At 47.4% G+C, this 11,557-nt stretch carries 11 protein-coding genes; all 11 read right to left on the reverse strand.

Annotation, left to right across the window (positions count from 1 at the left end):
- Positions 1 to 60: 60 nt before the first annotated feature.
- The gene (gene pseC, locus FE781_RS14935) at positions 61 to 1,248 is read right to left on the reverse strand and encodes a UDP-4-amino-4,6-dideoxy-N-acetyl-beta-L-altrosamine transaminase (RefSeq protein ID WP_138790429.1); all 1,188 of its coding nucleotides are present in this window, start codon (positions 1,246 to 1,248) and stop codon (positions 61 to 63) included.
- Between the two features lie 25 nt (positions 1,249 to 1,273).
- Positions 1,274 to 2,218, reverse strand: a complete 945-nt coding sequence (locus FE781_RS14940; protein WP_138790430.1) for a dTDP-glucose 4,6-dehydratase — start codon at positions 2,216 to 2,218, stop codon at positions 1,274 to 1,276.
- Positions 2,219 to 2,235: 17 nt separating this feature from the next.
- Positions 2,236 to 3,291 carry a pseudaminic acid synthase gene (pseI, locus tag FE781_RS14945; protein ID WP_138790431.1) on the reverse strand — a complete coding sequence of 352 codons (1,056 nt, stop codon included), beginning with the start codon at positions 3,289 to 3,291 and terminating at the stop codon, positions 2,236 to 2,238.
- Entirely contained in the window at positions 3,288 to 3,845 is a 558-nt protein-coding gene (gene pseH / locus FE781_RS14950) for a UDP-4-amino-4,6-dideoxy-N-acetyl-beta-L-altrosamine N-acetyltransferase (protein ID WP_138790432.1), read from the reverse strand. The genes pseI and pseH overlap by 4 nt, the downstream gene beginning before the upstream one ends.
- Positions 3,842 to 4,873, reverse strand: a complete 1,032-nt coding sequence (gene pseG / locus FE781_RS14955; protein WP_246068197.1) for a UDP-2,4-diacetamido-2,4,6-trideoxy-beta-L-altropyranose hydrolase — start codon at positions 4,871 to 4,873, stop codon at positions 3,842 to 3,844. Before pseG ends, pseH begins: the two co-directional genes overlap by 4 nt.
- A gap of 37 nt (positions 4,874 to 4,910) precedes the next feature.
- On the reverse strand, positions 4,911 to 5,672 hold the full coding sequence (locus FE781_RS14960) for a cytidylyltransferase domain-containing protein (protein WP_138790434.1): 762 nt from the start codon (positions 5,670 to 5,672) through the stop codon (positions 4,911 to 4,913).
- A 32-nt stretch (positions 5,673 to 5,704) separates the two neighbouring features.
- Complete coding sequence (locus tag FE781_RS14965; protein WP_138790441.1) at positions 5,705 to 6,724, reverse strand: SDR family NAD(P)-dependent oxidoreductase; 1,020 nt, start codon at positions 6,722 to 6,724, stop codon at positions 5,705 to 5,707.
- A gap of 60 nt (positions 6,725 to 6,784) precedes the next feature.
- Complete coding sequence (locus FE781_RS14970; protein WP_138790435.1) at positions 6,785 to 8,659, reverse strand: motility associated factor glycosyltransferase family protein; 1,875 nt, start codon at positions 8,657 to 8,659, stop codon at positions 6,785 to 6,787.
- Positions 8,646 to 9,230 (reverse strand): DUF8042 domain-containing protein, encoded by a 585-nt coding sequence (locus FE781_RS14975; RefSeq protein WP_138790436.1) that lies wholly within the window; start codon positions 9,228 to 9,230, stop codon positions 8,646 to 8,648. Before FE781_RS14975 ends, FE781_RS14970 begins: the two co-directional genes overlap by 14 nt.
- 147 nt (positions 9,231 to 9,377) lie before the next feature.
- Positions 9,378 to 10,202: a flagellin N-terminal helical domain-containing protein gene (locus FE781_RS14980; protein ID WP_138790437.1), complete on the reverse strand. Its 825-nt coding sequence runs from the start codon at positions 10,200 to 10,202 to the stop codon at positions 9,378 to 9,380.
- 167 nt (positions 10,203 to 10,369) lie between these two features.
- Positions 10,370 to 11,557 (reverse strand): glycosyltransferase (locus tag FE781_RS14985; RefSeq protein ID WP_138790438.1); only part of this gene is annotated, 1,188 nt, incomplete at its 5' end.

Genomic DNA, 11,557 nt, shown 5'->3' on the forward strand with positions numbered 1-11,557 from the left:
CAAGCCCTCCTCGCAACAACCTTTTGTTGCTACATATATCGGAAGGTTCGACATAAAAATTTATCTGGATTTTGCAAAATATCGCACAACTTTTCCCAGAGCTTCGATTACGTCATGGACGTCACGCTCTTCCATTTTGGCGTATAAAGGAAGCGTCATCGCCTGGGAATACCATTTTTCCGCAACCGGACACAATCCGGGCTCATAGCCGAGCTTGCGGTAATAAGGCTGCCGATAGACGGGGATGTAATGCACATGGACCCCGATGTTTTCGGCCCGCATCGCATCAAACCAATCTCGCCTCGTCCCGTTCAGCCGATCTCCCTTGAACTGGATCATGTACAAATGCCAAGCCGAGTTCGTATCCGGAAGCTGACAGGGGGTTATGATCTCGTCCCATTGCAATAATTCCCGCGTGTACATTTCGGCCCACCGGCGTCTGCGTTCCAGGAACATCGGCAGCTTGTCCATTTGGGAGGCACCTAGTCCCGCTTGCAGATCGGTCATCCGGTAGTTGTAACCGAGATCGACCATCTCGTAATACCAGGGCCCCTCGTCACGCTCCATATGTTCCCGCGTAATGCCATGCGATCGGAACAAACGAAGCTTCGCCGCATATTCGTCCGAGTCGGTAACGATCACGCCTCCTTCTCCAGTCGTCACATGCTTGACCGGATGGAAGCTGAACATCGTCATGGCGGCAAGCGTGCCAACCTTTCTTCCCTTATAGGTCGCGCCGATCGAATGGGCCGCATCTTGAATCACGACGAGCCCGTGACGATCCGCAATCGCGTTGATGGCGTCCATATCCGCCGGCTGTCCGGTAAAATCGACGGCAACGATCGCCTTCGTGCGAGGCGTAATCGCGGCTTCGACTTGGGCGGGATCGAGGTTGTACGTATGCGGGTCAATATCTGCAAAAAAGGGCTTCGCCCCGACGTACAAAGCGCAGTTCGCGCTGGCGACGAAGGTGATCGGCGTCGTGATCACCTCATCGCCGGGCCCAAGACCGGCAGCGTAGCAAGCCGCATGAAGCGCGGCCGTCCCATTCGTAAACGCCACGGCATGACGTGCACCGACAAACTCCGCGACTTTACGTTCAAATGCAGGCACAGCCGGTCCCTGCGTCAGGTAAGGGCCTCGAAGCACCCGCAATACCGCCTCGACGTCTTGATCGTCTATCCACTGCTGCCCGTATGGCAGCATCGTGTCCCGTACCGGACGCCCGCCGTGAAGAGCCAGAGTCATCTTGTCATCCTCCGTTCTTTCGGGGTCACACTCCATGTTCCGCTATCCAGGCTTCCGTACGCCGTATGCCTTCCTCCAGTGATACTTCAGGCTTCCAACCCAGCAACTCCGCCGCTTTGCCCGAATTGCACAACAGTTTTTGAATCTCGCTCTGCGGATGGATATGTTCGACATGGCGAATCCGGGACTCGTCGCCGACCACCAGCTTGGCCAGCTCATTGATGCTGATATCGCGTCCCAATCCGGCATTGACGATATGACCGTTGACCCGATTCGAGTAACCGGCCGCTACCACAAACCGCGCGCAATCGTCCACATACAGCAAATCCCGGGTCTGCGTGCCGTCGCCGTAAATATTCAGCGTCTCGCCTGCCAGCTTGCGCTTGATGAAGATCGCAACGACGCCGCCTTCGCCTCCGGATTTCTGAAACGGCCCGTATGTATTAAACGGTCGTACGACGACGGCCGGCAATCCGTATGCGTAATAATAGGACAGGACCATGTTCTCGCCGGCGATTTTCGCCCCGGCATAGGGGGAAGCCGGCTTGATCGGGTGCTGTTCCGTTATCCCCGATTCATCGGTGCAGCGGTCGTACACCATACACGTGCTCATAAACACCATTTTGACGTTATGCAACCGGCATTGCTCCAGCACCACAAACGTCCCGACGGCATCATTGCGGAAGGTCGTTCCCGGATCGTCGATCGAATCCTGAACATTGATCGATGCGCCCAAGTGGTAGCAAATGTCGAACGACCCTTCTTCAAAGAGCCGCTTCACCAGAGCCTCATCCTTGATATCTCCTATCGTGAATCCGGCAAAACCCGGATGCTGGCGAAATTCCTCCAGGTTGCTCTCGCGGCCGTTGGACAAGTCGTCCAACACCCATACGCGATGGCCGTCATCCAAGAGACGTTTGACGACCCATCGACCGATAAAACCGGCGCCGCCGGTTACGAGCATGTTCATCCCCATCTTCCTTTCTTTTACTCCAGAAATAACTCCCAGGAAACCGGAGTTCCTTTTTGCACGGCTTTCCGGACTTTTTTGCCTATTAACAAATCATAATATTTCGGATCCAGCCCGTAACCCGGCCGGATAATTCTCAGGTTTTCCGCTGTCAAAATATCACCGGGCATAAGATCTGCGGCAATGTACAGCGATCTTTTGAAGCGTGTTGAAGATTTTTCTTCATCTGAAATTCCATAATGGATCTGGCCCAGACCCTCCCAAGCCCGGCGAGTCTCGACAACCAGCAACTCCAACTCTTCAGGTTCCAAAGAAAAAGCAGAATCTACTCCTCCATCCGCTCGGCGCAACGTAAAGTGCTTCTCAATGACCACAGCTCCCATCGCCACAGCGGCAACTGCAACACCGACACCAAGCGTATGGTCGGAAAGACCAACGTGACACTTGAATAAATCTCGCATATGAGGAATGGTGCGAATGTGGCTCGTTTTAGGGGAAGCAGGATAAGTGCTTGTACATTTTAAAAGAATTAGATCTTTACACCCCGCTTCTCTAGCCGTGCGAACCGTTTCATCCAATTCGGCTGCCGTTGCCATTCCTGTTGAAATAATCATCGGTTTCCCTGTAGATGCCACCTTTTTAATGAGAGGGATATCGATATTCTCAAAAGACGCAATCTTATACATAGGGACATCCAGTTCTTCCAGAAAACCAACAGCCGTTTCATCAAAAGGCGTACTGAACGGAATCATCCCCAATTCCCGGGCACGGTCAAAAATCGGCTTATGCCATTCCCAAGGAGTATACGCTTGCTGGTAAAGCTGATACAGTGTATTTCCATTCCATAAGCTATCGACATCCTTAATTCTGAACTCAGGATTTTCCAGATTTAAAGTCATGGTATCGGCAGTATAGGTTTGAATTTTCAAGGCATGTGCTCCAGCCGCAGCCGCCGCTTCAACAATTGACAAAGCACGTTCTAACGATTGATTATGGTTGCCAGACATTTCGGCAATAATAAAGGGCTGGTGATTGGGGCCAATCTTTCTTCCCTCAACAATAATTTCGTTCATATTCTCATTCCTTCTATTCTATGTTGTACGTTACTTTTTTGTTCTCTCCACTCTTTGTCAAATATAGCCATTACTATCACATCCGCATATTGGTTGTTTTTAAGGATGTGTTCTTTTAAAATGCCCTCTGTTCTAAAACCGAACTGCTCATGATAGTGAAGACTTCTTGCATTAAAGCCGATGATCTCGGCGCATAACTTATGAAGGTTTAACTCTTCAAATACAAAATCCAAGGATAAATACCCCATCAAAGTGCCCGAACCTTTTGGCGCATTTGGATCACCGATGTAAAACCCCCAATTACATTTGCGATTTTCAGCATCTATGTTGGTAAAATTCACAACACCTACTGGATTATTTTCTAAGTAAAAAATCTTCACAATCGTTTGTTTGTCCTGTTGCACTCTGTCAAACCATGTTCTATGTTCTTCTGGCGAAATCATCCGATCATGAAACATAACCTCCCGGATATGTTTTTGATTCCGCCAATTTAAAACGATGTCTGAATGCGAGGAGTTCATATCTTCCAATCTTGCCTTCTCTAACAGCCTCATTTTCGTTCCTCCATCATGGCTTCAACAACTGGGTAAGTATTAACTATTTTAGGATTGATCAGTTTAGAAGCACGTTCAGATAGAATCTGAACTTTTTTCGGGTGCTTGATTAAATCCTTTACAGTTTCAAAAATTCGGGCGGATGTGACTTCATGATGGGATCCAAGATGAATGGTCGCTCCGAATTGACTAACGACCTCTGTTAACTCTATTTGATTCTCCGCTATACTAATCGTAATGGATGGAAGTCCTAAATAACATCTTTCCCATGTTGTCGTCCCGCCAGCTCCAATGGCCAGATCCGCTTCATTCATCATCTCCGCCATATTGGATACCTGGCAATGGAAAAAGAAATGGGAGTGTCGGTCGCAGTACTCCTTGATTTCATTTTTCCGTTTGTTTGATGCCCCCACCACCACATGGACTTTTCTGTTATTCTCCAATAAAACCAAAGCATCAAGCGTTTTGAGTGTTTCATTCGTAGGATCCGTCCCGCCGAAGAACACAAGAATGGTTTGAATTTCCCCATTACGAATCCGTGCCTGACGTGAAGTGCGGATAAACTCTTCCCTTAACAACACATAATTGGGTCCCAATAACTGCTGACATCTGGGAGGAACCAGTCGTTTATATCTCTCTTGAGCATTTATATATAAGTTTTGATCAAGAAGAATATCACAACTATGCTTTCGGTTAGCCAAGTCATCAATCACCATTACCTTTTTGGTAAAAGGATGAATTTGGGATTCCCATTTTTCGTCTAAACCATAGTGATCGATAATTAAAAAATCGATTCCGGAACGATACCTCGTTATGATATTCAAAGTGTCACAGACATCCTGTTGCCAGTTTTCTTTGTACCATTTAAAAATATCAGCAGTCCCTGTCCTTTTGATTTTTGGCAAAACAAAAACAGAAAAATCACAATCTTTAATAAGATTGATGAGATTTCCCTCAAGATCCCTGCATACAAAAGAAACACAGACTTTTCTCTTCTTTAACTGTTCTGCAAGAGTCAAACATCTCATTACGTGTCCTGTTCCAATGGTTGTTGATGAGTCAACCCTAAATACAACATTCACCGCGCGTGCACAACCTATAGTTTTTTTGCTCGATATGCGCATTTATCTCCAGCCATTCAGGTCTATCCCGTAAAATGTGAATGACATCTCCTAAAGTAAAGGATTGATTTACTGGGTATAAAGTTTCCAATATATTTCTGATGAGCAAAAAATCCTCCTCTGTATCTACCGTCCACCGGTGTTGACTTTCATCTTTTTCATTGAACACATTACCAAGTCTGAATCGATCAGGATGAGAATATATATAGGCGGTCACATGTTCCCGCCAGGATAAATCCTTTGCTTCTTCATGAGCCCTCTTTAATGTTTGATAGGGCATCACTTCGGTATCCAATCCTCTTGGATATGTACGGGTTACTACGTTAGAAACATAATCATATTGATCTTTATTTTCCAGATAATGTTCAACTACTTTATCAATAACGTTTGGATCAATAATTGGGCAATCGGACGTTAAGCGAACAATGACGTCCACATGAAATTGTGTGGCAGCCTCATAATATCGTGAAAGAACATCCTCTTCTGAACCGCGATAATACGGAATCGAAAGTTGCTGGCAAAATTGAACGATAGGATCGTCACTTTCCTTGATTGTTGTCGCGATAACGATGTCATGAATGGTTTGGGCACGGCTGACTCGTTCCATTTGGTACTCCAACAAAGGTTTTCCGAGTATTTTTTTCAACACTTTTCCCGGCAGTCTTGTCGATCCCATCCGCGCTTGAATGATTGCCGCAACGTTCATAGTGACCTCCTAGTCATTCCGGTTCGGTAGCGTCAATCCAGCATCTCGTTCTCCCCAAGTATACGTTCAAGCTCGAGTCTTGTAAGAGGAGGAACATAATGCGAACTATAGCTCTGTTCGGGCGCCTTTCTGGCGTTCTCGTAATTCGCTTTGCGCTCCAGGAACGGATTGGGAATCACGAACATGTCCGGCAATTCCAGAGCTAACGCAGCTTCCTCATCCGTCATCAGTTCTTCGTACATCTTTTCCCCCGGCCTTAACCCGATCTCCTCAATCTCTATGGTATCTGGAGATATGCCGAGTTTAGAGGAATACTGATTGACGATGACCTCCACCAGATCGCTCAGCCGGATGACCGGCATCTTGAGAACGAAAATCTCGCCGCCTGCCGCCCGTTGCATCGCCGATATGGTCAGATCGGCAGCTTGCTGCATGGTCATCATAAACCGGCTCATTTTTAGATTAGTCACCGTTATTTTTCGCTTCTCCCGAATCTGCCACTTAAAAAGCGGAATCACCGATCCCCTGGACCCCATTACATTTCCGAAGCGAACGGCGGCAAATACAGTTTGCGATGGACCCGTCTGAAATTGCGCGGCCGATATAAGTCTCTCCGCCATCAGCTTGGATGCTCCATATGTATTGGTAGGGGCGATGGCTTTATCGGTGCTCGTAAATACGGTTTTCTTCACGCCCATAGATATAGATGCCCGGATCACGTTCTGCGTACCGATAATATTGGTCTGAACCGCTTCGAACGGATTATACTCACACGCAGGCACATGCTTCATCGCCGCGGCGTGGAACACGTAATCGATGTCCTGCATCGCTCTTTGCACGCGCTCATAATCCCGCACGTCACCGATTAAATAGCGCAAGGATGGTTTGTATTCCGCAAGCTCATGCTGAAGCTCAAATTGCTTATGCTCATCCCTGCTGAAGATCCGAACGACCTCCGGGCGGTCTGCCAGCACCGTTTTCAGAATGGCACGGCCTATCGTCCCCGTGCCGCCAATGATCAATATTTTTTTACCCGTAAAGAAGCCGCCCATTCCGTCCAACTCCCGCATCAATCTCGTTACGGCTTTCCTTGTCCAACCCTTTCAGACCTTCTATCCTTGATGAACGGCCGTATACTGCCGAACCCATTCGTCCATCCGATCATACAACGGCGATATTTCTTTAAAGTCTTTGCGGCAGGCGTCGATAACGGCACCGAATCTTTTCGCGACCATCTCGGCCTTTTTCAACACTTGCGGCTCGACTCGTATCGTCGTCATATCTTTATTGAGGAGTTCGACATGAACACGGTTCATCGGAAGCAGATAGGTCGTGAAGAACGAATTCTTGATAAGAGCCGTGATCGCTTTGTCCATCTTGGCCATGATGCTGGCCGCATCCTGTTCATTCCTGTACTTGATGGCTTTTTCCAGCCTCTGCAGCAGCTTCGTAAATTCCCCAAGTATCGTTTCCGCTTCCTTGCGGGCGACGTTCATCTTCTGATGCTGCATTTGCAAAAAATCGAGATCGTATGGCGGATATGCGTCATCAACCCAATCCGAATTCACGACATGTTTAGAAATCAACTTAGATCGGATGACTTCGGAAAGCTCCATAAAGGTCGTTCCCGCAATACGCGCGCCGCCCTTGGTCGTGTTAATAATCTCGATCTCGTGCTGATAGCTTAGCGTGTACCTTTCCAAGTCCTTTCTCATCTGATTGAAGCCAGCATTGGTCTCGATCAGATTGCCGTAAACGTCCTCGACCTGCATCGCATAACGTTTGTCCGAATCCTGAAGAGTTTCCGGGCGGTTCTCATAGCGGATTCCTTCCGCATAAAACTGGTCTTGCAAAAATGCCAAGTTTTGACCGACTAATATGATCGGGTTGCATCCAAGTCGGTATAAGAGCTGTAAAGTTACGACCGTAATCGTAGATGCATCGTTAATGAAATCCAGCTTTCCGTCTTTGCGAAGCAAATAGGCCGATACGATGTCCTCGCTGGTTATCATATGAAGCTGTTTGCCCGGATACAAATCAAGGGTCTTGTAACCGACCGAGCTGCCGTACACAAGCGGAATGGATTGGATACCCCGATCTATGACTTTACTGAATACCTGATGATTATAGGTATTAGGGTCATACGTGCATGCAGCGTCGGGGTAGATCCCGTTCTCGACCAATCCGCTTATGGCGGACCCTACAGAGAAGATGTAGGCTAATCCGTCCTCTTTGATCTTCCGCAATTGCTCATACTCATAGCTTAACGAGGGGCCGGCGGCTACGATAACGGCCGGTTTGCCCTTGAAATACTCCTTACGATCTTGGAGAATGTTAGCCGTTTTTAAGTTTTTCTCAAAGTTGATCATGCTGTTAACGGCCCACAGTTTTTCATATCGCAGATTGGAGTGCAGGTACATTCTTTGGTTTTGAATGGCGTCCCTTAGGATCTCTACGGCCAATTGGTGTTCTTCCGGGAACAATCGCTCATGCGAAGGGAGAGCAAACACGTGTACATTCTGTTCCCCGTTTAACGCGTACTGGAAAACGGATTGAATAAATGTTCGCAAACGATCGTTTTCCGTTCCGATCTCCAGGTGGATTAAACGCTGTTTCCAGTCCTCGAACGAATGGGATTCGCAAAAAAGGCGGAACATTTCTACGCTCGGTTCGTAAATCGAAAAGGTCACATCCGGATATTCGCCGATCAACGCATCGATATGGTAACCCATCCCCAAGCCGATCACGCAAACATGCATATTTGTTCCAAAGACCTTCTGCTGCCGAACCAGCAGCTCCGCTTCACGTACCGGATCATATTTGCTGTTTAACGCCCGTGCGGGCTGTTCCTGTTGATCGAGAAGGATGGGCATCCCGTTTTTAGCTTGAGCCAAAGCAAATCGCCCGGAGACAGAATGGACGTCCAGGAACTTACCGATCTCGGGAAAACGGTTGATGATCCAGTTTATATTTTCATTGTAAGGCATGTTGGGAACCCTCAGCTTCTGCAGATTGAATTAAGTGATCCCGGATCTCTTCGTAAACCGGAAGAATCTCAAAATGGATGATGTCCGAGATAGAGGTATAATCTTGAATCTGAATCGCTCCCTGCAAATTTCCGATGGCCTGCGACACGCCTTCGCGGAAACGGTCCGCTTGATTAAACTGTGTCAAGGCCAACATACCGGAAATCCATTGCATCCCCTCTACCATGTGGCCGAGCAAGGACCAGGCCTCGGAGTCCGGCCCCTGGACAAACCGTTCGGACAAAGGTTCCAAGACAGGAATCGCCCTGTTTAAATAAGCAAGGGCATCCTCGATCATTTCTCTACGCATTTCGCTTTGCGTAGCCATTTCAATGGTAACCGTCCCAATGGCGGACTTGCTTTCCCGGATCTGTTGCATATAGTCGCCGTATATTTCTGTTCCGTCCACAAGCACACGCCGGACCGCATAGGTCCCTTGGTTGCTTTCTCGATCGATCTCCGCTTGCAGTTTATCCAAAGCTTCGTCTCCGCTGCCGAGGTCCACCAGTCGTCCCTTTATATCAAGCTTCACCAAAAGCCCCTCCCTAACGATTGCCCGAGTCTCTATTAATATCGGTTAAACAAGCGAAACTTTTGATATAGAGGACATGTTAATATATGGTATTTGCAACAAAAAAGGACCTTAGATAAACTAAGGTCCTTTGGCAATGGCCCTGAATTAGCCCAGCAATTGCAGTACGCCTTGCGGAGCTTGGTTGGCTTGTGCCAGCATAGCTTGAGCTGCTTGAGTAAGAATGTTGTTTTTCGTGAAGTTCATCATTTGCTTCGCCATGTCGACGTCGCGAATACGGGATTCAGCAGCCGTCAGGTTCTCAGCATTGATGTTGAGGTTGTTGATCGTGTTTTCCAGACGGTTTTGGTTTGCACCTAAGTAAGAACGTGCTTTGGAAACTTGGTCGATAACAGCGTCGATTCCGCTGAGAACTGTTTTAGCGCCGCTAACGCCGCTCAGCGACCAACCGCTTACGGATGCAGCTACGCCGCTCAGGTTGAATCCGCTAGCCGCCAGATCCAGCGTTTGGCTCTTGTCGATACCGATTTGAATCGAAATCGTTCCGCTGCCGCCTGTGCCGTCAAGCAGGCTGATCTCGTTAAACTTCGTGTTGTCTTTGATGTTGTTGATTTCTTTTTTCAGCTCCGTCAGCTCGTCATTGATACGAGCACGGTCCGTATTGTTGTACGTACCGGAAGCCGATTGCGTAGCCAGTTCTTTGATACGAACGAGCATATCGTTGACGGTTTGCAGTGCGCCCTCAGCCGTTTGGATCAGGGAGATACCGTCTTGGGAGTTACGGGATGCTTGCTCCATACCGCGGATTTGAGCGCGCATTTTCTCGGAGATCGAGAGGCCTGCAGCGTCATCCGCAGCGCGGTTGATGCGGTAACCCGAGGACAGTTTCTCGATGTCTTTGCTGATGTTGCCGAAGTTGATGCCCAGGTTGCGATGAGAGTTCATCGCGGTTACGTTGTGGTTAATACGCATGTGATTTTTCCTCCTTGAAATTGGGTCGAGCCCCACATCCGTGTGGTGGCTTGGGTTTTGTTCCATAGGTCGGCCGCCCTGTGGAACAATTACAATATATATATCGGCAGTGCTTTCCAAAACTTAAATAGTTTTTTGAGAGATCAAATCATTTTTCTCCACTTCCTCTAGGAAAGAAAGAACTTATGACAATGTACCGCTTCCACAATTTTATTAGCACGAGTCAACCAAGTATGGTTTTCCTGTGCCAGGCGTCTACCTTCATCCGCAATACTTTGAAGGCGATCATGATTGGAGAGCACACTGATTAATTCATCTTCAAGGCCACTGTAATCAAAGTTGTAAAGCCAAATACTTTTTTGATGCTCAAAATTTGATGTAAAGAATGAATTCGTGTTGGTTATGCTTATAGCTCCGCTTAACATTGATGTAAAAACTCTCTCGTGCCCTCCTTCAAGAAAATTCGGCATCACGGTTGCCACCATCTTTGCATTTCTCATCTGCTCCTGAGCACGGATGAAACCGATGGGAGGATTGAACTTCATATGCGGGGTGGTGATGCGTGAGCTTTCCCAACCGTTACCGAATATTTCGATGCGAACCGGCAGACGGGACAAAAAAGATACAAATTCTTTTTTTCTCTGAAATCGAATGTAAAGATCTACTTGGGTTAACAGCAACCAAAATTTTCGGTGATGCAAGTACTCCAAATCTATTCCCTTTTCTACGAACACGTTCTCCGCAGTTTCCATTAATGATTGATCACTGCAGACCATGGCTCGCTCCGCAATCTCGTCGAACAAAGAGGAAATGAACGGTGTCTGGGATTCCCACTGCTGTCTGTAGTAATCGGGATCCCTGTATGTACTTGTAAACACAATATCGATGTTTCTGTCTTTCATTCGTTTGCTCTCTGCAGTTGGTTCACTCACCAAAGACGATCCGTGCGGAATAAATACTTTCGAATACTGCCCACTCATATACTTATTCAGAAATGCTATATGCCTTTTATCAACACATGAAACTATTAGATTGGCAACCCCTTTGTTTAGTCGATCAATATGGTACATGGGATGATCGACCATAAAGGCAAACAGTGGCACAGCGAGGTGATCGTATAGAGATTTTTCTCCTACCTTGATATCAATTCCCATTGCGTTGATAGAGAAAAAGAAATATACCTTTTTTTCTTGCAGTATTTTTTGCAAGTCCTTCGCCCACGAGGTAGTTAGTTGCTCCTGAAAAAGTCGATTTTCAAAAATAGTTTCGGGTTGCTGGCTGGGTTGTGAGGGGGAACTTTCCCTAATGATCGGTTTCCATGTTAGTTTTGGAGCATTTTTGCCGCTCTTTGCAGG

Origin of the sequence: Paenibacillus thermoaerophilus, from assembly GCF_005938195.1 — a bacterium.
GTDB classification, from domain to species: domain Bacteria; phylum Bacillota; class Bacilli; order Paenibacillales; family Reconciliibacillaceae; genus Paenibacillus_W; species Paenibacillus_W thermoaerophilus.

Coding starts and splice junctions, on each gene's coding strand:
- pseC (WP_138790429.1), bottom strand. CDS start 1,248: ATGACTCTGGCTCTTCACGGCGGGCGTCCGGTACGGGACACGATGCTG.
- FE781_RS14940 (WP_138790430.1), bottom strand. CDS start 2,218: ATGAACATGCTCGTAACCGGCGGCGCCGGTTTTATCGGTCGATGGGTC.
- pseI (WP_138790431.1), bottom strand. CDS start 3,291: ATGAACGAAATTATTGTTGAGGGAAGAAAGATTGGCCCCAATCACCAG.
- pseH (WP_138790432.1), bottom strand. CDS start 3,845: ATGAGGCTGTTAGAGAAGGCAAGATTGGAAGATATGAACTCCTCGCAT.
- pseG (WP_246068197.1), bottom strand. CDS start 4,873: ATGAGATGTTTGACTCTTGCAGAACAGTTAAAGAAGAGAAAAGTCTGT.
- FE781_RS14960 (WP_138790434.1), bottom strand. CDS start 5,672: ATGAACGTTGCGGCAATCATTCAAGCGCGGATGGGATCGACAAGACTG.
- FE781_RS14965 (WP_138790441.1), bottom strand. CDS start 6,724: ATGGGCGGCTTCTTTACGGGTAAAAAAATATTGATCATTGGCGGCACG.
- FE781_RS14970 (WP_138790435.1), bottom strand. CDS start 8,659: ATGCCTTACAATGAAAATATAAACTGGATCATCAACCGTTTTCCCGAG.
- FE781_RS14980 (WP_138790437.1), bottom strand. CDS start 10,202: ATGCGTATTAACCACAACGTAACCGCGATGAACTCTCATCGCAACCTG.